This is a genomic window from Lactobacillus sp. ESL0791, from assembly GCF_029433255.1.
GTDB lineage: Bacteria > Bacillota > Bacilli > Lactobacillales > Lactobacillaceae > Lactobacillus.
The window spans coordinates 1-23,302 of the sequence record NZ_JAQTHU010000001.1; the positions used below are offsets into that span (position 1 = coordinate 1).

The 23,302-nt window shown below is 39.8% G+C and carries 21 protein-coding genes, 1 tRNA gene and 1 pseudogene; 19 read left to right on the forward strand and 4 right to left on the reverse strand.

The annotated features are described in order from the left end of the window. The first annotated feature begins 4 nt into the window (after nt 1-4). The 13 genes from dnaA to PT285_RS00065 all read left to right on the forward strand — a co-directional run bounded on the left by dnaA (nt 5) and on the right by PT285_RS00065 (nt 14,399). Nucleotides 5-1,369 (forward strand): chromosomal replication initiator protein DnaA, encoded by a 1,365-nt coding sequence (gene dnaA, locus PT285_RS00005; RefSeq protein ID WP_277150538.1) that lies wholly within the window; start codon nt 5-7, stop codon nt 1,367-1,369. A gap of 175 nt (nt 1,370-1,544) precedes the next feature. Continuing rightward, the gene (gene dnaN, locus PT285_RS00010) at nt 1,545-2,675 is read left to right on the forward strand and encodes a DNA polymerase III subunit beta (protein ID WP_277146776.1); all 1,131 of its coding nucleotides are present in this window, start codon (nt 1,545-1,547) and stop codon (nt 2,673-2,675) included. Between the two features lie 220 nt (nt 2,676-2,895). Further along, nucleotides 2,896-3,111, forward strand: a complete 216-nt coding sequence (gene yaaA, locus PT285_RS00015) for a S4 domain-containing protein YaaA (protein WP_277146778.1) — start codon at nt 2,896-2,898, stop codon at nt 3,109-3,111. Nucleotides 3,112-3,113: 2 nt separating this feature from the next. Continuing rightward, complete coding sequence (gene recF / locus PT285_RS00020) at nt 3,114-4,250, forward strand: DNA replication/repair protein RecF (RefSeq protein ID WP_277146780.1); 1,137 nt, start codon at nt 3,114-3,116, stop codon at nt 4,248-4,250. Continuing rightward, nucleotides 4,243-6,207 (forward strand): DNA topoisomerase (ATP-hydrolyzing) subunit B, encoded by a 1,965-nt coding sequence (gene gyrB / locus PT285_RS00025; RefSeq protein WP_277146782.1) that lies wholly within the window; start codon nt 4,243-4,245, stop codon nt 6,205-6,207. Before recF ends, gyrB begins: the two co-directional genes overlap by 8 nt. 10 nt (nt 6,208-6,217) lie before the next feature. Further along, the gene (gene gyrA / locus PT285_RS00030) at nt 6,218-8,695 is read left to right on the forward strand and encodes a DNA gyrase subunit A (protein WP_277146784.1); all 2,478 of its coding nucleotides are present in this window, start codon (nt 6,218-6,220) and stop codon (nt 8,693-8,695) included. 204 nt (nt 8,696-8,899) lie between these two features. Next, nucleotides 8,900-9,196: a 30S ribosomal protein S6 gene (rpsF, locus tag PT285_RS00035; RefSeq protein WP_277146786.1), complete on the forward strand. Its 297-nt coding sequence runs from the start codon at nt 8,900-8,902 to the stop codon at nt 9,194-9,196. 41 nt (nt 9,197-9,237) lie between these two features. Further along, nucleotides 9,238-9,747: a single-stranded DNA-binding protein gene (gene ssb / locus PT285_RS00040; RefSeq protein ID WP_277146788.1), complete on the forward strand. Its 510-nt coding sequence runs from the start codon at nt 9,238-9,240 to the stop codon at nt 9,745-9,747. A gap of 24 nt (nt 9,748-9,771) precedes the next feature. Further along, entirely contained in the window at nt 9,772-10,011 is a 240-nt protein-coding gene (rpsR, locus tag PT285_RS00045; protein ID WP_277146790.1) for a 30S ribosomal protein S18, read from the forward strand. 151 nt (nt 10,012-10,162) lie between these two features. Beyond that, complete coding sequence (locus tag PT285_RS00050) at nt 10,163-12,184, forward strand: DHH family phosphoesterase (protein ID WP_277146792.1); 2,022 nt, start codon at nt 10,163-10,165, stop codon at nt 12,182-12,184. 12 nt (nt 12,185-12,196) lie between these two features. Further along, the gene (rplI, locus tag PT285_RS00055; RefSeq protein ID WP_277146794.1) at nt 12,197-12,652 is read left to right on the forward strand and encodes a 50S ribosomal protein L9; all 456 of its coding nucleotides are present in this window, start codon (nt 12,197-12,199) and stop codon (nt 12,650-12,652) included. 32 nt (nt 12,653-12,684) lie between these two features. Beyond that, entirely contained in the window at nt 12,685-14,067 is a 1,383-nt protein-coding gene (gene dnaB / locus PT285_RS00060; protein ID WP_277146795.1) for a replicative DNA helicase, read from the forward strand. 164 nt (nt 14,068-14,231) lie between these two features. Further along, a complete protein-coding gene (locus tag PT285_RS00065; RefSeq protein ID WP_277146797.1) occupies nt 14,232-14,399 on the forward strand; it encodes a CsbD family protein in 168 nt (55 codons plus the stop codon). Between the two features lie 68 nt (nt 14,400-14,467). Here PT285_RS00065 and PT285_RS00070 read toward each other — a convergent pair whose 3' ends face one another. Next, nucleotides 14,468-15,691 carry a DUF2974 domain-containing protein gene (locus PT285_RS00070; protein ID WP_277146799.1) on the reverse strand — a complete coding sequence of 408 codons (1,224 nt, stop codon included), beginning with the start codon at nt 15,689-15,691 and terminating at the stop codon, nt 14,468-14,470. 113 nt (nt 15,692-15,804) lie between these two features. Next, on the reverse strand, nt 15,805-16,506 hold the full coding sequence (locus tag PT285_RS00075; RefSeq protein ID WP_277146801.1) for an MgtC/SapB family protein: 702 nt from the start codon (nt 16,504-16,506) through the stop codon (nt 15,805-15,807). Between the two features lie 151 nt (nt 16,507-16,657). On the opposite strand from PT285_RS00075, the gene PT285_RS00080 reads away from it, so the two are divergent. The 3 genes from PT285_RS00080 to PT285_RS00090 all read left to right on the forward strand — a co-directional run bounded on the left by PT285_RS00080 (nt 16,658) and on the right by PT285_RS00090 (nt 17,883). After that, nucleotides 16,658-16,730, forward strand: a tRNA-Thr gene (locus tag PT285_RS00080). Nucleotides 16,731-17,044: 314 nt separating this feature from the next. Next, nucleotides 17,045-17,500: a transposase family protein gene (locus PT285_RS00085; protein WP_277146803.1), complete on the forward strand. Its 456-nt coding sequence runs from the start codon at nt 17,045-17,047 to the stop codon at nt 17,498-17,500. A gap of 2 nt (nt 17,501-17,502) precedes the next feature. Beyond that, a complete protein-coding gene (locus PT285_RS00090) occupies nt 17,503-17,883 on the forward strand; it encodes a transposase family protein (protein WP_277150540.1) in 381 nt (126 codons plus the stop codon). 190 nt (nt 17,884-18,073) lie between these two features. Here the strand turns inward: PT285_RS00090 and PT285_RS00095 are convergent. After that, nucleotides 18,074-19,655: pseudogene (locus PT285_RS00095) on the reverse strand (IS1182 family transposase); the annotation flags it as partial. A 344-nt stretch (nt 19,656-19,999) separates the two neighbouring features. After that, nucleotides 20,000-20,812, reverse strand: a complete 813-nt coding sequence (locus PT285_RS00100; RefSeq protein ID WP_277146807.1) for an AraC family transcriptional regulator — start codon at nt 20,810-20,812, stop codon at nt 20,000-20,002. Between the two features lie 213 nt (nt 20,813-21,025). Here PT285_RS00100 and PT285_RS00105 point away from each other — a divergent pair, with 213 nt between their 5' ends. The 3 genes from PT285_RS00105 (at nt 21,026) to PT285_RS00115 (ending at nt 23,295) form a co-directional block, all read left to right on the forward strand. Then, nucleotides 21,026-22,222 carry a Gfo/Idh/MocA family protein gene (locus PT285_RS00105; protein ID WP_277146809.1) on the forward strand — a complete coding sequence of 399 codons (1,197 nt, stop codon included), beginning with the start codon at nt 21,026-21,028 and terminating at the stop codon, nt 22,220-22,222. Between the two features lie 141 nt (nt 22,223-22,363). Next, on the forward strand, nt 22,364-22,780 hold the full coding sequence (locus tag PT285_RS00110; protein WP_277146812.1) for a PTS sugar transporter subunit IIA: 417 nt from the start codon (nt 22,364-22,366) through the stop codon (nt 22,778-22,780). Between the two features lie 17 nt (nt 22,781-22,797). Then, nucleotides 22,798-23,295: a PTS sugar transporter subunit IIB gene (locus PT285_RS00115; RefSeq protein ID WP_277146814.1), complete on the forward strand. Its 498-nt coding sequence runs from the start codon at nt 22,798-22,800 to the stop codon at nt 23,293-23,295. Nucleotides 23,296-23,302: the final 7 nt, after the last annotated feature.

Sequence of the window (23,302 nt, forward strand, 5' to 3'; positions counted from 1 at the left end):
AAATTTGTTTGCTTTGGATAAATTTTGGCAACACTTCAATAACGAAATGCGTGAACATTTTAATGAAGTTGCCTATAATGCCTGGTTCAAAAACACCAAACCACTTTCTTACGACGAAAAAACGCACGAATTAAAAATTGCGGTACAAAATCCCGTGGCTAAAGGTTACTGGGAAAAAAATTTGGCCTCACAATTAATTCAATCCGCATACGGTTATGCCAATATCGAAATCATGCCGACTTTTCAAGTCATGGGTGAACAAAGTACAGAACGCATCGTCACGCCAAAAGCACAAAATACAATTACTCCCAACAAAGTTTCTCCCAGCCATGAAGATTTTATGCGAAATTTAAAACTGAACGATAAATACACCTTTGATAATTTTGTTCAAGGTGAGGGAAACAAGCTCGCAGCGGGTGCAGCCCTTGCTGTCGCAGACAGTCCTGGCAGTTTTTATAACCCCCTGTTTATCTTTGGTGGCGTCGGTCTCGGAAAAACGCACCTGATGCAAGCAATCGGCCACCAAATGTTGGCCGAACGTCCGAATGCCAAAATTGTTTACATCCAAAGCGAAACGTTTGTCAACGATTTTATTAATTCAATTAAAAATAAAACACAAGACCAATTTCGGGAAAAGTACCGGACCTGCGACTTATTACTAGTTGATGATATTCAATTTTTTGCTAAAAAAGAGGGCATCCAAGAAGAATTCTTCCATACCTTTGAAACCCTTTATAACGACCAAAAACAGATTGTTATGACCAGTGACCGGCTGCCAACCGAAATCCCGGATCTGTCCGAACGCCTGGTTTCACGGTTTACCTGGGGACTGCAAGTTGAGATCACCCCGCCGGATCTAGAAACACGGATTGCCATTTTACGTAAAAAAGCCGAGGCCGAAAATTTAACGATTGATGACAACACGTTAGACTATATTGCCTCGCAAGTAGATACCAATATCCGAGAACTTGAAGGGGCGCTGGTCAAAGTTCAGGCCCACGCTACGATCGAGCGTGAAGACATCAGCGTCAATCTAGCCAAGGAAGCTCTAGCAGATTTAAAGCTAGTTCAAAAAAATCGTGGTCTGCAGATTTCCAAAATTCAGGAAGTGGTCGCCAACTATTTTCAAACCTCAACTTCAGAATTAAAGGGCAAAAAGCGTGTGCGCCAAATCGTTGTGCCGCGGCAAATTGCCATGTATCTCTCACGTGAGTTAACTGATTCGAGTCTGCCAAAAATCGGCCAAGAATTTGGCGGCAAGGACCACACGACAGTCATGCACGCATACGATAAAATCAGTCAGCAGCTCAAAACCGATTCTGATATCAAAACTGCCGTCTTTGATTTGAAACAGATGCTCGATCACTAAGAAAATTATCCACTGTGGAAAACCTGCGTTCTTATCCACTTTTTTTCAACCGCAACAATTCCGCTATCTTAAGCATCCAGTCACTTTTCAACACAAAACACAGGACCTACTAATACTACTAATAAAAGATATAATTAATATAAATAAAACGTACCCGAATTCAGGAGGTTTACAAATGAAATTTACAATTAACCGCAACCTATTTATCGAAAATCTGAATAATGTCATGCGCGCCATTTCTTCTAGGGCAACTATTCCCATTTTAGGTGGGATCAAACTCACGCTAACCGAAACAGAATTACTGCTGACAGGTAGTGACACAGATATTTCAATTGAATTACGCATACCCGTAACTGAAGACTTAACTGTTGAATCAACCGGTACAATTGTCCTGCCCGCACGTTTTTTCAGTGAAATTATCAAAAAATTGCCGGGAAAAAGTTTTTCTCTTGAAGTCAAAGACAGTTTTCAAACACAAATTATTTCGGAAAACAGTGAATTTACGATTAACGGTCTTGACGCGAACAATTATCCGCGCTTACCGGAAATACCGGACGAAACTTCCTTTACAATTTCCGGCAAAACTTTTCGGGAAATCATTAATGAAACGCAGTTTGCTGTTGCCACTCAGGAAAGCCGTTTGGTTTTGACCGGGGTTCATTTCACTTTTAGTCCAGAAAAGATTCATGCTGTTGCCACCGACTCTCACCGTCTGTCAGGGCGTGCAATCAGCCTAGACAAAGGACCGCAGACTAAAACCGATTTGATTATTCCCGGCAAGAATTTGCAGGAGCTTTCCTACATAATTGGTGAAGGCGATCCGGAAATTAAAGTTAGTCCCGGGGACAGTCAAGTTTTGTTTGAAATCGGCAATATCTTGTTTTATTCCCGGTTGCTTGAGGGCAGTTATCCCGACACTGAACGCCTGATTCCAACCGAAAGCACGACAAGCGTGGAATTTGATTTGGCAGAATTGTCCAGTGCACTAGACCGGGCCAGTCTTCTTACTCATGCCGGTCGCAATAACGTGGTTGACTTAACCATGGATACAGAAAAACAGACGGTTAAGTTATCGGGTGAGTCTGCAGAAATTGGGAATGTTGAAGAAGATGTTGGCTTTAAGAAGCTTGAAGGTAAAAATTTAAAAATTTCGTTCAATCCTGATTATTTACGGGATGCACTCCGCGCTTCGGTCACGGATTCGGTAATCATGCAGTTTACACAACCGCTGCGGCCATTTACGGTGAATCCGACTAAAAAAGAGATTGATTTTGTTCAGCTGATCACGCCAGTCAGAACTTTTTAATGCTTAATTAAATTTAGGCAAAAGTCATCAAGTTGATGGCTTTTTTGTTTGTCCTTTTTGGTTTAAGCAAGAATAAAAGGCCTAATTTTGCTTTTTTAGGTATTTACGATGAATTGGTTATCCTAACTAAAAGTCGCTTATACGGCTTAATATTAGCGCTTTAGTTTGTCTTTTTGCCCTTAAACGAATATAATACATATAGTAAATAAGAGACGTGAAGGTGAGTATTATCGCAGAATTTATCATCAAGGGTGAATATATTACCTTGAGTCAATTTTTAAAAGAAGAAAATATTATTTCTTCCGGTGGACAGGCAAAGTGGTATCTGCAGGAACATCAAGTTTTATTAAACGGTGAACCGGAAGTGCGGCGCGGAAAAAAACTTCATTCGGGTGACAAAGTAGAGGTTGCTGCTGAAACCTATGAATTTCATTAGCAATGTATTTAAAACAATTTACAGTTCAAAATTACCGTAATTTACAGGAACTTAAGATTGATTTTGCTCCCAATGTCAATATTTTTATTGGTAAAAATGCCCAAGGTAAGACCAATTTGCTGGAGGCAATTTATTTTTTAGCCTTGACGCGATCCCACCGCACAAGCAGTGATAAGGAATTAATTGCTTTTGGCAAGGATTTTGCTAATTTAACGGGCCAGGTACAAAAGAGCCAAGTTGAATTGGACTTGCGGATTTTGCTTACCAAAAAAGGGAAAAAAGTCTGGTTAAACCGCATTGAGCAGGCGAAGCTATCAAAGTATGTTGGGCAACTGAATGCGATTTTATTTTCACCTGAAGATCTTGATTTGATCAAGGGAGCACCGGCACTCCGGCGCAAGTTTATGGATCAGGAGTTCGGTCAGATAAACGCGGAATACTTGTATTTTGCCAGCAAGTACCATCAGGTCTTGGCACAAAAAAATAATTATCTGCGTCAAATTGTTCGGGGGGAGGCACATGATCTTGTCTTTTTGGATGTGTTATCTGACCAACTGGCAGGAATTGCCGCGGAAATAATTGTACGCCGCTTTAAGTACCTTAATTATTTGAGCAGATATGCTGGTAAGGCCTATGCGCAAATTAGTTCGGAAAGTGAAAAATTAACACTTGAATATCAGCCATCGATAGCTGATATTCAGTTGACCGACAACACTGAACAAATTTACCAAAAGGTGCTAGCCAATTTTAAACAAAATCGACCAGTTGAAATAAAGAAAGGCACCACGTTATCGGGACCGCACCGCGATGATCTTGCCTTCATGCTTGATGGCAAAAATGCCCATTTATATGGTTCACAGGGACAGCAGCGGACGATTGCTTTGAGTGTAAAGCTGGCAGAAATTCAATTGGTCCATCAATTAACGGATGAATATCCACTGCTTTTGCTTGATGATGTAATGAGCGAACTGGATCATAGCCGGCAGAGTGCCTTGCTTAATTACATTCACGGTAAGACGCAGACATTTATCACGACAACCGATCTTGCCGGTATTTCCTGGGAAATAATTAAAGCGCCACGAGTATACCGTATTCAATCTGGAAATATTAGTTTAGAAAAAGGAGAAGCGAATGGCTGATAATAACGAAAAAGATCTTGCAAGAATCAAGAAATATGAAAAAGAAGCAGATAAGTATAATGCCAGTCAAATTCAAGTTTTGGGTGGTTTGGAAGCCGTTCGTAAAAGACCGGGAATGTATATTGGGACAACTAGTTCCCAGGGATTGCATCATCTGGTCTGGGAAATTATTGACAACAGCATTGATGAAAGTCTTGCTGGTTTTGCAACCAAGATTGAAATTACCGTTAATGAAGATGGCAGCGTCACGGTTCAAGATGATGGCCGGGGCATTCCGGTTGATATCCAAAAGAAAACCGGCAGACCGGCTCTAGAAACGGTTTTTACAGTTTTACATGCCGGCGGCAAATTTGGCGGTGGCGGCTACAAGGTTTCCGGCGGTCTGCACGGTGTTGGCGCGTCCGTAGTTAATGCCCTATCGACCAAGCTTGACGTTACTACGATGCGTGATGGCAAAAAGTACTTTATCGATTTTACACGCGGCCGGGTAAAGGATGAGATGAAAGAAATCGGCAGTGTGCCTTTATCTGAACACGGAACAATCGTGCATTTTTATCCGGATCCAGATATTTTTACCGAGACAACTTCTTTTGACGATAAGGTATTGAAGAACCGTATCCGTGAACTTGCCTTTTTAAATAAGGGCTTGAAATTAACCTTTACCGATAAGCGGAAAGAATCAGCTGAAACTGACGTCTATCACTATGAGGGTGGCATTAAGGAATATGTTTCTTTCCTAAATAGAGATGTTGCTGTCTTGTTTGACGAGCCGATTTATGTTGAAGGCAAATATAACGAAATTGACGTTGAGGTTTCCCTCCAGTATACAAATGGCTACAAAACAACTTTGATGACCTTTGCCAACAATATTCACACCTATGAAGGCGGAATGCATGAGGCTGGCTTTAAGACATCGTTAACTCGGGTTGTTAATGATTATGCGCACAAGGCTAAGATCCTTAAAGATAACGATGATAACCTTTCTGGTGAAGATATTCGTGAGGGAATGACTGCGGTTGTTTCGGTTAAACACCCAAATCCGCAATTTGAAGGTCAGACGAAAACCAAGTTGGGCAACTCCGATGCTCGAACTGCCGTTGATAAGGCCTTTTCTGAGACTTTTACCCGCTTTTTGATGGAAAATCCGGCAGTTGGCCGTAAAATTGTTGAAAAAGCACAATTGGCGGAACGGGCACGAACCGCTGCTAAGCGGGCGCGTGAAGTTACGCGGAAAAAGTCTGGACTAGAAATTGCCAACTTGCCAGGTAAATTGGCCGATAACACCAGCAATGATCCGAGTATTTCCGAGTTATTTATCGTTGAGGGTAATTCTGCTGGCGGTTCCGCCAAGCAGGGACGGTCACGGCTAACGCAGGCGATTTTGCCGATCAGGGGAAAAATTCTTAACGTTGAAAAAGCCTCAATGGATCGAATTTTAGCCAATGAGGAAATTCGCTCATTGTTTACGGCCTTAGGCACGGGTTTTGGTGCCGATTTTGATGTTTCCAAAGCGCGCTACCATAAATTGATCATTATGACGGATGCCGATGTCGATGGTGCCCACATTAGGACCCTACTGTTGACCCTATTTTATAACTACATGCGGCCAATGATTGATAAAGGCTATGTCTATATTGCTAAGCCGCCGCTATACCAGGTACGGCAAGGCAAAGTGATTCGCTATCTGGATACCGATGAGGAACTGCATGACTACCTCGGCGAATTGCAGCCGAGTCCAAAACCACTGGTTCAGCGGTATAAGGGATTAGGTGAAATGGATCCTGAGCAGTTGTGGGAAACAACTATGGATCCGGAAAAACGCCGGCTCGACCGGGTTAGTCCAGAATATGCCAAGAATGCTGATGCGGTGTTTGAACTGCTGATGGGCAATGAGGTTGCCCCGCGGCGCGACTTTATTGAAAAGAATGCAAAATACGTTGAAAATTTGGATGCTTAGGAGGTTTTAAATGGATAATGACAATCAGGGTCAGGATCACAGAATAAAAAATGTTGATCTGACCAGTGTGATGAATAGTTCATTTTTGGACTATGCGATGTCGGTTATTGTTGCCCGTGCTCTGCCAGATGTTCGTGACGGTTTAAAACCCGTTCAGCGGCGTATTTTGTACGGAATGAGCGAATTAGGGGTTACCCCGGACAAACCGTATAAAAAGTCAGCTAGAATTGTCGGTGAAGTTATGGGTAAATTCCACCCCCATGGTGATTCCTCAATTTATCTGGCGATGGCCCACATGGCGCAAGATTTTAGTTACCGCTACATGCTGGTCGACGGTCACGGTAACTTTGGTTCGGTTGATGGTGACGAGCCGGCCGCAATGCGGTATACCGAGGCGCGAATGAGTAAAATTGCCGTTGAGATGCTGCGTGACATCAATAAAAATACGATTGACTGGCAGCGTAACTATGACGATGAGGAAAATGAGCCGGTTGTTTTGCCTGCCCGCATTCCGAATCTGTTAGTCAACGGTTCCAGCGGGATTGCGGTTGGGATGACGACCAATATTCCGCCGCATAATCTTAATGAGGTAATCAGCGGCCTGCATCTCTTGATGGACAACCCTGATGCAACTACTAAGGACTTGATGAAGGTTATTCCGGGACCTGATTTTCCAACTGGTGGCATTATTATGGGCCGCGGCGGAATATATCGGGCTTATGAAACAGGCCGCGGTAACATTGTTGTCCGGGCTAAAACCAGTATTGAAACCGAAAAAAGCGGGCGTGAACGGATTGTTATAACCGAGCTGCCATACCTAGTTAATAAGGCGGAATTGGTTAAGAAAATTGCCGATCTTGCTCGTGCCAAAACTGTTGACGGCATTACCGGAGTTCGCGATGAGTCCGACCAAACGGGAATGCGGATGACCATTGATATTCGCCGGGATGCCAGTGCCAGCGTTGTTTTAAATAATCTTTTTAAACTGACGCAGATGCAGGCTAATTTTGGCATGAACATGGTGGCAATCGTTGACGATGCACCGCACTTTTTGACCTTAAAACAGATGCTGCAATATTACTTGGAACACCAAGAAGATGTTGTTACCCGCAGGACCAAATTTGAGCTTGCCAAGGCTGAAGCAAGAGCCCATATTCTTGAAGGCTTAAAAGTTGCCTTAGATCATATTGACGAAATAGTTAAAATCATTCGGCAAAGTGAGTCGAGCGATATTGCTAAAGCAGCATTAATCAGCCGCTTTGACCTTGATGACAAGCAGTCGCAAGCCATCCTGGACATGCGCTTAGTCCGCTTGACTGGCTTGGAGCGCGATAAAGTCGAGGCAGAATACCAAGAATTGCAAGCGAAGATTGCTGATTATAAAGATATTCTCGCCAAACCGGAACGTATTAACCAGATTATCTATGATGAATTATTGGATATTCAGAAGCGTTTTGGTGATAAGCGCCGAACAGAAATCGGTGCCAGCGAAGTGGTTTCAATTGAGGATGAAGACTTAATTGAAAAACAGGATATTTTGTTAACGTTAACGCATTCTGGTTACATTAAGCGAATGCCAATCGGTGAATTTAAGACGCAAAATCGTGGTGGTAAAGGCATTAAGGGTATGGGTGTCAAAGACGGTGACTTTATCGAAAACCTGATGTATTCAAGCACCCATGATCTATTGCTGTTCTTTACCAATAAGGGTAAAGTTTATTCCAAAAAAGCCTACGAAATTCCTGAATATGGGCGGACTGCACAAGGGTTGCCGGTAGTGAACCTCTTGCAGTTTGATAAGGGAGAAAAGATTCAAACCATTATCAATATCCCAGAAGATGCGGATGATAATTATCTCTTCTTTATTACCAAGCTGGGAACAGTAAAACGGACCCATGTCAGTGAATTTGCCAATATCAGAAACAGCGGCTTAATTGCTTTAACCCTGCGTGATGGGGATGAACTGAGCAATGTTTTAACAACCGATGGCAAACAAAACATTTTGATTGGAACCCACTTGGGTTACGCGGTAACGTTTAATGAAAATGATGTTCGAGCAATGGGCCGAACTGCTGCCGGTGTTCGCGGAATCAAGCTTCGCGACCATGATTATGTAGTTGGCTCGGAAATTATCAAGCCGGATGATGAAGTTTTAGTAATCTCCGAAAAGGGCTATGGTAAGCGTACGCCTGCTAAAGAATATCCGATTAAGGGCCGCGGCGGTAAAGGAATCAAAACAGCCAATATTAGTGAAAAGAATGGCCCACTTGCCGGTGTGACAGTGATTGACGGAACTAAAGACATCATGGTAATCACCACTGACGGAATTATGATTCGCTTTAAGATCGCTGATGTTTCACAAACCGGTCGGAGCACAATGGGTGTCCGGCTGATTAAAGTCAGCGGTGATAATAAGGTTGCCAGTCTAACAGTTGTCCCAACTGAAGACGAACAAGAAGCAGTTACCGATGAAGAAGCAGAAGAATAATTAAAATCGTTTTATTTAAAAAATTATCAAGCTTTTTACGTAATTATAACTAGAGAAGAATACAAATTCTCTCAGGATCACGTGAATGTTGGTTGGTAATTTTTTGTTTGTGTGCTAGAATTAAGCATTGTGAGTAATATCCTATTACTCCTTGTTCTTGAGTTTTAGCAAGAACCATTTAGTCCAGAAGGAGGTGCAATAGTCATGGCAACTACTAAGTACGAAATAACTTATATTATTAGACCTGATGTTGATGAGGAATCAAAGAAGGCAGTCGTTGAAAACTACGATAAAGTGATCGCAGATAACGGCGGTACGATGGTTGAATCCAAAGACTGGGGCAAGCGTCATTTTGCATATGAAATCAATAAATATCGTGAAGGTGTTTATCATATTATGACTTTCACTGCAGAAAACGCTGACGCAGTTGACGAATTTGGTCGTTTATCTAAAATTGACAATGCTATTTTACGTTCAATGACCGTTAAGATAGACAAGTAATTACATTATCGTTTTCGTGATTTAGGAAAGGGGACCTGAGTATGATAAATCGAGTTGTACTTGTTGGCCGTTTAACACGTGATCCTGAATTGCGTACTACTGGGAGTGGAATCTCGGTTGCTACGTTTACTCTTGCTGTTGACCGGCAGTATGCTAACGCTCAAGGTGAGCGCGGTGCTGATTTTATTAGCTGTGTGATTTGGCGCAAAGCAGCAGAAAATTTCTGCAACTTTACTTCCAAAGGTTCATTAGTTGGTATTGATGGCCGAATTCAAACCAGAACTTACGATAATAAAGATGGGCAGCGAGTTTATGTAACAGAAGTTATCGTTGATAACTTTGCGTTGCTTGAATCACGCAGGGAGCGTGAGGCTCGCGGCCAAAATGGTGGTTACACACCGAATAATAATGGGAATTTTGGTGCGCCAAGCACTAATAATCCTCAGGATATGGGAGCATCATCAGCTGGCAGCGCTCAGAATGAACCCAAGGATCCGTTTGCGGGTTCTGGGGACACGATAGATATTTCGGATGATGATCTACCATTTTAAACTTTAAAGAAAGGACCTAGAGATATGGCTCAACAAAGAAGAAATAGCGGCCATCGTCGTCGTAAGGTTGACTACATTGCTGCCAACCATATTGATTACGTTGACTACAAGGACGTTGATCTGTTGAAACGTTTTATCTCCGAAAGAGGTAAAATTTTACCGCGTCGTGTCACTGGCACCAGTGCTAAAAATCAGCGTAAGGTAGCTAAGGCAATTGAACGCGCACGGATTATGGGCTTATTGCCATTTGTTACTGAAGACTAATTAGTCTAAGAATAAAAAATACAGGAGAATATCCTGTATTTTTTTATATGATAATTTGTAATCAAAATGTCAGATTTTATTTAGTTTCTTACTTGCCTTACAAGGTATAATGGTATTAATATATTTGACCTTGTGGTAGAAAGGATCTTTCATGAAAGATTTTTTACGTAAGCTTGAATTACCCGCGTTTATTAAGGATCCGCGCCTAACTGCTTCCGTAATAATCATTTTGGCCCTGTCCTTATTGGGCAGTATCGTTGGAATGATTATGAATCCGCTGTTTGGCTTGGCAATGGTGTTGATTTTTATTTTAACCCTTGCCTTTACCGTTTATGGTGCCTATGTTTTGGCTGGCAATGCGAATAATTTTGCCGTTAACCTGTCTTACCGCATCAAGCGCAGTGAGCAGGAAGCGATGATCAAAATGCCCTTGGGCATTTTGCTTTATGATGCTGACAGGCAGATCCAGTGGGTAAATCCTTATTTGCAGCTTTATTTGAAAGACGGCGATTTAATTGGACGGACAATTGAGTCGGTTGATCCAGATTTGAACAAGCTGATTGATGAAACGATTAAAGCCAAAACGTCGGAAAATCATATCGTCAGTTGGGATAACCACCAGTTCGAAATGGTGGTCCAGGATAATTTAGGGGTTATTTATTTACTAGACATTACCCGTTATGCCAAAATTGAAGATAAGTATCGGAATGAGCTGCTGGCAATCGGACAGATTTTCATTGACAATTATGACGAGCTGAGTGAGGCAATGCAAGATCAGCAACTGACCAGCATGAGTTCTTACATACAGAATAAGTTAAGCAATTATGCTCAGAAGTTTAATGCTTACCTTAAAAGAATTGATGAGGACCATTTCTTGTTACTGGTGCACATGCAGGACCTTAAGCAGATGGAAAAAGATAAATTTTCTATTTTGGATCGGATCCGGCAGGAAACCAGCCGCAATAATATGCCTCTGACCCTGTCAATTGGGATTGCCTTTGGCAGCGATTCGATTACGGAAATTGCCGATCAGGCCCAGTCTAACCTCGATTTGGCTTTGGGCCGTGGCGGCGACCAGGTAGTATTGCGGCAGCCGGGGCAAGATGCTCGTTTTTATGGCGGTAAATCTAATCCAATGGAAAAACGCACTAGGGTGCGTGCACGGATGGTTTCCCAAGCGATCAGTGAGCTGTTTAAGGATGCCGACCGGGTTTTTGTTGTTGGCCATGCCAGTCCTGATATGGATTCAGTCGGCAGCGGCATTGGGGTTGTGAAGATTGCCCGTCTGCACGGCGTGAAAGCCAACTTTGTTTTGGATGTGACGAAGACTAATTATGATGTTGGTCGGTTAATAGCCAAAATGCAGCAGGAACATGAAGATGAGAATATTTTTGTTACTCCGACAGCAGCCCTTGACGAAGTTACTGATAACTCAATGCTGGTCATGGTGGATCACTCAAAGTATTCGATTACCTATTCAAAGGCTTTATACGATCGGCTGAAAAACCGAATTATTGTGATTGACCACCACCGCCGCGGTGAAGAATTTCCGGAAAATCCGATGCTGACATATGTTGAACCGTACGCGTCTTCGGCCTGTGAACTGGTAACCGAGATGGTTGAATATCAGCAGCAGGGAACCGGCAAGCGGGTTTTGACCGATCTTGAGGCGACGGCAATGCTTGCCGGAATCACGGTTGATTCCAAAGAATTTTCGCTTAGAACAGGAACTAGAACCTTTGATGCGGCTAGTTATTTACGGTCAATTGGTGCCAGTTCACTAGGGGTCAGTGAACTGCTGAAAGAGGATATCGGCAGCTTCCTGGAACGCACGCATTTGGTGGCAACGCTGAAAATGGTTCGCCCCCAGATGGCTGTTTTATGTGGACCCGAAAATAAGATTATCAATCCGATTATTACGGCTCAAGCCGCGGATACGGCTTTGGATTTGGAAAATGTTGAAGCCAGTTTTGCTATTACGCGGCGCAGCAAGGATAAAATTGGTATTTCTGCTCGGTCCATGGGTGAAATCAATGTCCAGCTGATTATGGAAAAGCTGGGCGGCGGCGGTCACTTATCGAACGCTGCTACCCAAATTGCTGGTGTGACTGTTGAAGAGGCGAGAGAGCGCCTTTTGCAGGCAATTGATGATTATGAAAAAGAAGAAGAGTAAGGAGAGTTATACATGAAAGTTATTTTTACTGCAGATGTTAGAGGCCGCGGCAAGCGTGGTGAAGTTAAAAATGTCCCTGATGGTTACGCCCAAAATTATCTGATTAAGCGGGGACTAGCTAAGGCGGCAACTAAGGCTAATATGCACACCTTGGAGCGTGTTGCTGCCAACGAACAGGCTGCTTATGAGACTGAAAAGGCTGAGGCCGAAAAGGTTAAGGCCGAACTGGAAAAAGACGGGACCGTTGTTAATTTTAAGTCAAAGGCAGGAACCGATGCGCGCCTGTTTGGTTCAATTTCTAGTAAAAAAGTTGTTGATGGCCTAGAACAGCAGTATGGAATTAAAGTCGACAAGCGCAAATTAAACCTGCCAGAGCCGATAAAATCTTTGGGCTATGTCAATGTCCCGGTTAAATTATTTAAGGGTGTAGAGGCTACGATTCGCGTTCACATTACGGAACAAGATTAGTAACAGTTTTTTGGTAAAAGTGGTTGTAATTGATGGATAATATTGTTTCGCAGCAGATACCGCATGATGATGAGGCCGAAAAGGCCGTCTTAGGGGCTATTTTTATTGATCCTGAAGCGATTGCTGACGCTAGCGGTATAGTTCAGCCCGAAGATTTTTATAAACGTGCCAACCAGCTTGTGTTTCAGGCCATGCTCAATTTAGCTGATCGCGAAGACGCAATTGATCCGTTAACCCTGCAGGATGAGCTGACTAAAAAGGACCAGCTGGAAGATATTGGCGGGATTGCTTACGTGTCGGAGCTGGCAATGGCAACGCCGACCGCTGCGCATGTTACGTATTATGCTAAAATCGTGCACCGTAAAGCTTTGCTACGGCGGCTGATTTCTGCTAGTCAAAAAATCATTACTAACGCCGTTCAGGATTCTGATGATGTGACGGACATTCTTGATGATGCCGAAAGCGAGATCATGAATGTTTCGTCTGAAAATAATACCGGCAGTTTTAGGACAATTAAGGAAATTATTAATTCGGCGCTGGAAGAAATCAATAATATTCCTGAGGGCGGCAACATGGTTACCGGCTTGCCCACCGGTTTTTATGAACTTGACAAGATGACGACCGGTTTTCATAACGATGAGCTGATTATTGTGGCTGCTCGGCCCGGTGTGGGTAAAACCTCTTTTGCATTAAATATCGCCCAACATGTTGGCCTGGATAAGGATAAAAAAACCGTGGCGCTTTTTTCTTTGGAAATGAGCGGTGAGCAGCTGGTGCAAAGAATGCTGGCTTCCGAAGGCTTGATTGATTCCCAGCACCTCCGGACTGGCAGTCTGGACGAGGAAGAATGGCAGAAACTGATTGTGGCCTCCGATGCGCTGGCCAAGGCAAATATCTATATTGATGATACGCCAGGTATCAAGATGAGCGAGATTAGGGCTAAGGCCCGGCGACTGGCAAAGGAGCAGGGGAACCTGGGACTGATTATCATTGACTATCTGCAGTTAATTGAGGGACCGCGTAGTGAATCCCGCCAGCAAGAAGTTTCCGCAATTTCCCGGCAGTTAAAAAAGCTGGCTAAAGAATTGCATGTACCCGTTATTGCCCTGTCGCAGTTGTCACGTTCGGTTGAGCAGCGCCAAGATAAAAGGCCGATTTTGTCAGATATCCGTGAATCCGGTTCAATTGAGCAGGATGCTGATATCGTTTCCTTTTTGTACCGGGATGATTATTACCGTGATGAAGGTGACGAAGAAGAGGGCAGCAGTGAGGTGGCGTCAGAAGATGATAACGGCGAAGTTGAGGTCATCATTGAAAAGAACAGGTCGGGAAGCCGGGGCACGGTCAAGCTGATGTTTTCTAAACCTTATAATCGCTTTTCAAATCTTGACTACCATCATGATCCAGGTGAATAAAAAAATTCAACTTTGATATAAATAACGATGAAAAGATCTTTTTTATCGTTATTTTATTTTTCACTATTTTTTTGTTTGCTCCTGATTCTTTTTTAGTGACTTATTCAAAATTTTTATATAAAATAATAAGAAATTAATTATATTAGAAGAAGGGAAGAATGCAAATGTCAGAAAAGATGAAAAATCTAAAAGACAAGGTAGTCGGCAAGGTTAAAGATGCTGAAGGCAAAGTAACCGGCGATAAGATGCGTGAAGTTGAAGGTAAGGCCCAAAAGGCAGCCGGTGATGTTAAAGATAAATTTAACAAAGTTAAAGATAATTTAAAGAAATAAGTTCTTTTGACTGAAAAAGCATTTTACGGGATAAAACCTGTAAAATGCTTTTTGTTACACATGAAACATTAATCGCTGCTTTTATTCTTATTTTTATACAAGTTGTCCCAAACTTCTTGTGGCAGTTTCAAATTAGGGGTGTCAGAATCATAAAATTCGAAAAAGATCGGCGCCTTACTTGAATCGTTACTCTTGGGATAGAGATCATAATCATTATCCCTGAAAAATAAGTTGGTATTGTTTTTAAAAGATTTCCAGACATCACTAAAAATATTGGCGAGTAGTTTACGCTGTTCGGAATCAAGCGAAAGAAAAATACGACCGAGCCGATAAGTTCCCAGCAGCTTGTTGGCAATAATTTGGTTGATGTCATCAATGTTGAAGTTTTCAAAGGCTTCAAAGAGGGCCGAGAATGTTTCTTCACGCTTATCCTTAGGAATCGAATTGTTGAAGTGAATCAGAGCGTGCCGGATGATCCTGGCACTTGATGACAAACCCGGAGCCAATGTGAAGCTATCCCGGCCAACGGACCAACGGCGGGGATCATGCTGATTGCGCATTGCAACATCACTTTTGACGACCAAGGTACGCTCTGGGTGGTCAAGCATTGCTCCAAAAATCGAACTTTCGGGAATATAAGTTTTCATCTTTGGCAGCACACGCATGAAATTAGGATTGGTGTAAACCTGATGATAGAATCCTAGCCCATCGAAACTAAGCGCCTGAATAACACGGTCTTGAACTTCGGCTTCCGCTGTCCCCAAGGCGTACTGAGCAAAGTTGCCGCCCTTAGAATGCCCAACCAAGTAAAAATGGTCATTAGGGAATTGTTTAACTATCTGATTAAGGTATTCCGTTGCTACCGTTTGTCCATAAATTTCGGGCATGTAATTCATTCGCATGTCCTCATTCCAGCCGATCATGGTGCTGTCAGTACCGCGGTAGGCAATAACAATCGTGTCTGCATTGATTCTGAAAGCGGCGGCTGTAAATTGCAGAGGATGCGGTTCTTTTTCGCTGCGGTCAATCCAATCAAGGATTTTGATGTTTGCTAACCTGGGACTTTTGGGTAAAAGTAAAATTTCGGCACCAGTCTCGTCATGCATTTGCGGCTGAAAAGAAGGCAAATCGTGTAGTTTTTCGGCGACGGATCCCAATGTATGGTTGATTGCGGATTTGTCGGCGGGGAGATAAACCAGTGAAGAAAGAAGCGAAGCATCAACGCTGTTAAACGGATTTACTTCAAAACTCAGGTCACCACGCCAACGTAAATAATCAAGTGTAGTAGACATTTTTATCTTCCTTTCCAAAACGTATTGATATTATTGTAGTAAACTTATTCTGACGATAGCAAACGAAAGGCATAAAAAAACAATAGAATTAAGTCGAACTCTATTGTTTTTTACTATTTGCCGCCACGTGAATAGCGGATGCGTTTAATATCTGGATATTTTCTCAGCGCCATGATAATGTCGTTTTCATCAATGTTGTTGTTGATGACACCGTCAACGAAAAAGATGATTTTATCATCGCTGACATATAAAATCTTGGTCGAAACATTTTCAACATGGCTTGCTTCTAGTTCGCGTTCAATTGTGTTCAAAATGTTATGCTCGTTTACCGCCTCTATCTCAATATTAAAGCGAACATGCATGATGATTTTATTGATTAAAAAGTCATCATGAAAGAGTGTTTGAACCACAAACAAGAATACCGTTGACAAAATACCGATAATATACATCCCTGCACCGATTGCCATGCCGATCGCCGCGGTTGCCCAGACACCAGCGGCTGTGGTTAAGCCGGATATTTGTTCTTGGCGGACCAAAATTGTCCCCGCACCGATAAAAGAAATACCCGTTACAATTTGGGCAGCGATCCGCGATGGATCCAAAGCAATGCCGTGCATGTTTAATAAATCAGTAAAGCCGTATTTGGAAACAATCATGAAAAGTGCAGAGGCAATCGCCACAACAATATGTGTTCTGACACCCGCGCTTTTTCGCTGAATTGCCCGTTCGTAGCCGATCGTTGCCCCGCAAAAAGCGGCTACGATAATTCTTAACAGCCAATCCAACTGCATTGGGATTGGCGTTAAATTAGTCATTAGATCACCCCATTCAAAAATTTTTATTAACGTAGTCTATTTTAGTATATTTGCGATTAACTTTCAGCATAATAAAAATAAAAAATTAAAAAAGCACTTGCATGGTGGGCTATAATATGGTTTAATTAATATCGTTGTCGAGTATGACAATGCTGACTTAGCTCAGTTGGCAGAGCACGTCATTAGTAATGATGAGGTCGGAGGTTCGAATCCTCTAGTCAGCATAGAGTTAGTAGACTCAAATAAAGCAATCTTAACTAATTGAATAGTTGAGGTTGTTTTTTGTTAGTAAAAGTTATTTTGACACAAAAAATGGTACATAATTTTGAACTATGTGTCAGAAAAATATTTTGGAGTAGAATGAAAGTTGATATGGCGGGTTTTATGCCTGCTTTTTTATGTGTCAGGATAATTCCATTCTTAATAGGACAAGTTTTAAGCTCAAATAATATAATAGACTTCTTCGATAATTAGTAAATTTATCCTAGCTAATCTATCTTATTTTGCGATAAAATACTTTCATGGAGTGTGAAGCCTAATGTTATCCTATCAAGAAGACTTTAAAAATTTATCCGCTAAGGATTTTAAACAGTTAGTTGGTGTCAAACCTGCTACTTTTTCCGTTATGTGTGACCTGGTTAAGGCAGATTATGACCGCAGTCATGCGCATTATGGCCGTAAAAGCAAGGTTTCAATTGAAGATAAAGTCTTAATCATGCTTAAATACTATCGTGAATATATCACAATGAAGTCTTTAGCTGTCAACTTTCACTTAGCAGAATCAACTGTTCATGACATTATTACTCATACTGAAGAAGTTTTAATTAAAAGCGGCAAGTTCAACTTACCTGGTCGTAAACAACTGGTTGGCAGCGATATGGAGATTGATTATCTAATCGTTGATGGGACCGACTCCCCAATTCAAAGGCCTAAAAAAAGCAAAAAGAATACTACACCGGTAAACATAAAAAGCATGCACTCAAAACGCAAATAGTAATTGCTGCCAAGACAATGCAAATTATTGCTATTGCTTTTGCCAAAGGAGCAGTTCATGATTTTAAGTTATATCAAACTTCATTAGGTAAGAGAGTAACAGGCAACCACTGTATAATTGCTGACAGTGGATATCAAGGAATTAAGAAATTACACTTTAACAGCACAACCCCGATTAAGAAATCAAAGAAACGGCCATTATCCAAGACAGATAAAGAGTTCAACCATGAATTATCAAAAGTCAGGATTAAAGTAGAACAAATTAATGCTAAGTTCAAGACGTTTAAAATAATGGCAGAAAAATATCGCAATCGGCGAAGAAGGTTTAAATTAAGAGCAAGCTTAATTTGTGGGCTTTGTAATTATGAATTACCAAAACTTTAAAACAATTTCCGAAGAAGTTTAATGATTCATTGCAGAATACACAGCTATTCGTAGCTTTTTATTAAATTAAGAGCAATAAAAAGTGTCTGGGAAAAAACTAGCTTCTTGGACAAAAAAATATAGATTAAGAATTTCTTTTGGGAAAAACTTGATCTGTTTTTTTGCTGTTTTTGCTTTAAAAAGAGTCCTTTCACACCTCTTCTATTCCAATATTTGCTTAGATTCATCATCAATAACATCAAGCCAATATCGGTTTCTACTTTTTTCTTTCCGCGTAGATGTGTTCTGCGCATGCCAAATACACTCTTCATATGCCCAAAGACTGGCTCTACATCTGTCTTTCTACAACCATAGATGCGTCTGCCTGCTTCACTTTGAAGAGTAGCTCTTGCTTTTGCCTTAAAATACTGCCAGCTGGGATTGTATTGAACCTGTCTTTGACGCCCACTCTTAGTCTTAGCTAGTTTGATTAGTTCATCTGTTAATTGAAACTCATCTGCTTCATATATTTTAAGATCAGATACTAACCCCATACTCTTATTCTTACGTTTGCCATATCTCTTAAAGTTAAATCGTACACCTTGCCAGTCAATGTAATAATCATCTTTTTCATTATAGGTCCAATTAGGCAGCTTAGTGGGATCTTTGCGATACTTTCTAGTTTGTTCCTTGTCGTAAAGACCGTAAGGGATATAATACTGCTTGTTCTCATACTTATTTTCAAGCATAGAATAATTGTACTCGCTGCCATAACCAGCATCGGCGACAATATTTTTGAATTTGTCTAAAACAGTCATCTGATCCAAGAAGGGTTCTAAAGTCTTAAAGTCTGTTGGGTTAGGATAAAGTGCAAAATGTACTACGTACTGATCTGTGGTTGCGACTTGAAGATTATATCCAGGCTTGAGTTGGCCATTCCTCATATGATCTTCTTTCATATGCATAAAAGTCGCATCATGGTCAGTTTTGGAATAACTGTTACGCTCACCAAATATTTCTTCTGCCTGTTCATACTTTTCTGCTCTGGGAATAAAGTCCTTACGCAATTTATGCAGTATTTTTTTAAGACCACGCCTTTTACGTTTCTTAGTTGAACCTCTAGGTATTACTTTAGGTTCGGTCGCGATTTCCTGCTCTAACTGCTTGATTTCAGCTTCTGTTTGTTCAGCGATCATCGTCAGGCCTTGACTGGTTTGCGCCTCTTCTTCAGTAATCGCTTGGATTACTTTCTTTTGGATCAGTTCATCATAAAGCTCAGCTGCATTAACCTTTAGTTTAGCATGAAACTTTTCAACTGCTCTTTTCCAAACGAAGGTATACTTGTTGGCATCAGCTTCAATTTTGGTTCTATCAATAAAGATGGCATCTTCTCTAATCAGCCTTTCTTCTTGCAAGAGGTTAGTAAAATGGACAAAAGACTGCTTGATCAGCTGATTAGCATGTTCGCCAGATCTAAAGTTATTAATCGTATGATATGAAATATGTCTACCACCAGCAATAACCATCATCGGCAGATTTTCTTCCAGCATTCTTTCAATCTTTCTACCGGAGAAAACACGTCTAGAATAGGTAAAGAGTAGAATTTTAAGCATCATTGCTGGATGATAAGCCGGTCTACCAGTATTAGTTTTGTCAGGTTTATCTTCTAGCATAACGTCATCAGGAATAGAATTCACAAAGTTACTGATAAAATAAGCAAGATGATTTTTAGGAATAGAAAAGTCTAAGTTGAGTGTCAAAGAAGTTTGACCTGTGATATAATTTTGATACATGAAAAGCCCACCTTTTTTATTTTTTGTGATGATTTAATAGTAACAAGGCTTGGCTAGAATGTATATAAAAAATTCGCTAGAACTTGAAGGTTCTAACGAATTTTTTGCTTTTTAGCGTCTAGCTTTTTCCCAGACACTTTGTTTGCCTATTAATTTTTTTGCACTGCATTAATCGAAATAAACGGAATCTTGAATTGTTCATTCGAACTAAACCTGATCTGCATTTTGCCCTCTCTTCGTGCTTATCTTAAATATAGATTCTTTGCGCACAAATTGCTATATTTTTCGGATAAACGGTTATTTAGCAGTGATGAAGGGATGATTGTTAAGTACTTATAAAAAGTTTATTTGCTGTAATGGTATTTTAAAAACTGGGTTGGGGTCATTCCTTTAATGTGTTTAAAGACTTTTAGAAAATAAAAATAATCTTCATATCCAACTTTTTCGCTTGTATCGATAAGTTTGTTACCTTCTAGTAGTAATTGTGAAGCATAAGTTATTTTTTGTGTAATAAAATCTTGCTTTATTGTTTTTCCATAAATTTTTTTAAAAGTGTTATTTAATTTTTTATATGATAAATTAAAGTGATGCTCAAAATCTTCAGCAGTAATATTATTACATTTATTTTCGAGAATAAAATTATTAAGTGATTCTGCTAAAGACAAGTCTTGATTAGATTGATTTAGTAATGATTGCATATACTCACTAATATAACTAAGAATAGATTGAAAATGTAATTCAATTAAAGACTTACTAATTTTTTTAGATGCATAATCTTTATTTAAGTATTGAAAGAACTCATCAAGATGCATTTTTTTAGGAACTTTTCCTGTAATTGGTAAGATAATTTCTTTTGCCATAATTTTTGCTTTCTTTTTAAGCAATGTGTATTTACATCTGAAATGTATAAAGTAAATATCATGTCTATCTAATTTGATCCCAGAATGTGGGACGCTAGGCGGTAGTAAGAAGTAGTCTCCGGTTTTTAAAAAAAGCTTAATGTTGCCGACTTGAATAGTTCTGCTTCCAGAAATGACCATTCCAAATATAAAAAAGTTTATATTTCTTTTGGGGTGATAATTAGTAGTCACAATATGCCCCATTTCGATAATATTTATGTGCTCACATAAATTGTACCAGTATTCCCATTTATCCATTTTCTTTTACCTTGCATAGCTCACTTTTAAATAATTCCAAGAAAATTATATTCCTTTTTTTGCATATTTAAAACTTTTTTTCATTGAATTAAATTAGCCTTATTTTATACTGAAACTATAAAATTTTAGGAGATGATTTTAGGAGATGATTGCAAATATGTCAAAAAAATGGACGTTACAGTAGTTGGAAGATTTTAGGAGATGATTGCAAATATGTCAAAAAAAATAAACGTTGCAGTAGTTGGATTAAGTTTTGGACTTGAATTTGTTCCTATTTACTTGGATCACCCTGATGTTGAATCAGTTGTAATTTGTGATACGAATGAGAAATTGTTAGATGTGGCAAAACAACGATATAATTTTACAGATGAGCAGTGTTATACAAACATAGATGATATTCTAGAAAACGATAAAATTGATACCGTTAATATCTTCACTCCTCCTGCGACACATGCTCCACTTTCTATAAAAGTACTGGAAAGTGGTAAAAATTGTGGTTGTACCATTCCGATGGGTATGAGCATCGATGAATTAAAAGGTGTTATTGCCGCAAAAAAGAAATCTGGCAAAAAATATATGTTTTTGGAAACTAGTGTTTTCTCCAGAGAATATTTTTATGTTAAGGAATTAATTGATCGAGGTGACTTTGGCAGAATTCAATATATGAGCTGTGCACATTATCAAGATATGGAAGGTTGGCCTGAATATTGGGAAGGCTTTCCACCATTAATGCATCCAACACATGCGATTGCTCCTTGTATAATGCTTACAGGTAAATTACCTTCAAAAGTATATGCGAAAGGCTCTGGCAGGATTCGTTCAAATCTTGCAAAAAAATATAACAGTCCTTTTTCATTTGAGACTGCTCTCGTCTCTTTAGAAGACTCTGATATCTCAATTGAATTGGAAAGGTTTTTGTATGGTGTCGCACGTAGTTACGATGAATGCTTTAGAGTTTATGGTGAAAAAAGAAGCTTTGAGTGGCAGCAATTGAGGGATGAGAATCCGGTTTTGTATACTAAAACAGGTAAGCTTAAAGCTTCACAAACCTATGATTTTGGCGACAAAAGTAACAAGAAAAAACGTAACAGTGAAATAATAGAAAAAAGAATTGAGATCCCTGATTATGCAGATCGGCTTCCAAAGTCTATTGAAAAATATACTCAAAAAACTGTTTATAATAACAAAAATACGCACTTATCTTTTACACAGGGCGGAGGACATGGTGGCTCACATCCACATATGATTCATGAATTTGTTCGTTCGATTATTGAAGATAGAGAGCCTATTATAAATGATGTTAAGGGTGCATATTTAACTGGAGTTGGAATTTGTGGACACAAATCAGCGATGGAGGGTGGTCGAGAAATCGCTCTACCTGATTTCCGTGACTATGCGAAGAATTGCTAAGTGTACTGAAGTAGTAATTAGTTTAAAGACTTCTTATGAGGGAAAATGGAACATTAAAAATTTGATTATAACAAAGTTTGCTCTACTTCACAGTTCAGCTACACTTTTGAATCATAAATATTTATTTTATAAGGAGGACTAATGAATAAAATATTAATTGCGACTCATAGTACAATGGCTGAAGGCCTATATAATAGTTGCAATTTATTGGTTGGAAACTTAAAAAATGTATCTTTTATAAATGCATATGAGGATGAAAAAGACTGGACAAAGCAACTTGACATTTTCTTTTCTGAATATGATTCCTCCAAAAGTTATATTGTTTTTACTGATATATATGGAGGTAGTGTAAACCAAAGGGTAACACAGTATAAGCACAAGTATAATTTTTTATTGATCACAGGTGTAAATTTACCTATTTTGTTACAGTGTCTGCTTTTTACTGGAAGAATTTCAAGAGAAGATATTCTAAAAATAATAGAAGAGTCAAGAAAAGATATTTCTCTTGTAGAATTGCAGGAAGTAGACGAAGAAAATGAAAACGATTTTTTTAATTAAAAAAGGAGAGGGTTAATTTGATTAAAGAAGTTCGCGTAGATGATCGCCTTATTCATGGTCAAACTGCACTGACTTGGCCAAAAGCATTAAACGTTACGCATATAGTTGTTGTAAACGATCAGGTTAGTCATGACAAATCACGACAAATGACTTTAAAAATGGCCGTTCCTCCAGGAATAAAAGTATTAGTACGATCGGTGGATAGCGCTATTGAATTCTTTAAGAAAGAAAAAGCACAACAAGTTGACATAATGGTTATTACTTCTTCAGTTAAAGATGCAGATACCTTAGTTAGAAATCTAAAAAACTTAATTTCAAGAGTAAATATAGCTAATGTAGGTAGATTTGATGGGGTGGATAATTCTAAAAAAACAAAACTTATGCCTAGTATACTCGTAACGGAGAAAGAATTAGATGCGGTTAAAGATATTATTGATTCTGGAATTAATACAGTCCATCAGATAATTCCAGATGACAAAGTACGAGATTTTAAAAAAATTTTTAAAAATATTTAATTATCGA

Excerpts from the sequence above, each read along its gene's own strand:
- rpsR (WP_277146790.1), top strand. The coding sequence starts at position 9,772 with ATGGCTCAACAAAGAAGAAATAGCGGCCATCGTCGTCGTAAGGTTGAC.
- dnaB (WP_277146795.1), top strand. The coding sequence starts at position 12,685 with ATGGATAATATTGTTTCGCAGCAGATACCGCATGATGATGAGGCCGAA.
- gyrA (WP_277146784.1), top strand. The coding sequence starts at position 6,218 with ATGGATAATGACAATCAGGGTCAGGATCACAGAATAAAAAATGTTGAT.
- PT285_RS00105 (WP_277146809.1), top strand. The coding sequence starts at position 21,026 with ATGTCAAAAAAAATAAACGTTGCAGTAGTTGGATTAAGTTTTGGACTT.
- PT285_RS00070 (WP_277146799.1), bottom strand. The coding sequence starts at position 15,691 with ATGTCTACTACACTTGATTATTTACGTTGGCGTGGTGACCTGAGTTTT.
- ssb (WP_277146788.1), top strand. The coding sequence starts at position 9,238 with ATGATAAATCGAGTTGTACTTGTTGGCCGTTTAACACGTGATCCTGAA.
- recF (WP_277146780.1), top strand. The coding sequence starts at position 3,114 with ATGTATTTAAAACAATTTACAGTTCAAAATTACCGTAATTTACAGGAA.
- PT285_RS00110 (WP_277146812.1), top strand. The coding sequence starts at position 22,364 with ATGAATAAAATATTAATTGCGACTCATAGTACAATGGCTGAAGGCCTA.
- PT285_RS00065 (WP_277146797.1), top strand. The coding sequence starts at position 14,232 with ATGTCAGAAAAGATGAAAAATCTAAAAGACAAGGTAGTCGGCAAGGTT.
- PT285_RS00050 (WP_277146792.1), top strand. The coding sequence starts at position 10,163 with ATGAAAGATTTTTTACGTAAGCTTGAATTACCCGCGTTTATTAAGGAT.
- PT285_RS00085 (WP_277146803.1), top strand. The coding sequence starts at position 17,045 with ATGTTATCCTATCAAGAAGACTTTAAAAATTTATCCGCTAAGGATTTT.
- PT285_RS00100 (WP_277146807.1), bottom strand. The coding sequence starts at position 20,812 with ATGGATAAATGGGAATACTGGTACAATTTATGTGAGCACATAAATATT.
- rpsF (WP_277146786.1), top strand. The coding sequence starts at position 8,900 with ATGGCAACTACTAAGTACGAAATAACTTATATTATTAGACCTGATGTT.
- gyrB (WP_277146782.1), top strand. The coding sequence starts at position 4,243 with ATGGCTGATAATAACGAAAAAGATCTTGCAAGAATCAAGAAATATGAA.
- dnaN (WP_277146776.1), top strand. The coding sequence starts at position 1,545 with ATGAAATTTACAATTAACCGCAACCTATTTATCGAAAATCTGAATAAT.
- rplI (WP_277146794.1), top strand. The coding sequence starts at position 12,197 with ATGAAAGTTATTTTTACTGCAGATGTTAGAGGCCGCGGCAAGCGTGGT.
- PT285_RS00075 (WP_277146801.1), bottom strand. The coding sequence starts at position 16,506 with ATGACTAATTTAACGCCAATCCCAATGCAGTTGGATTGGCTGTTAAGA.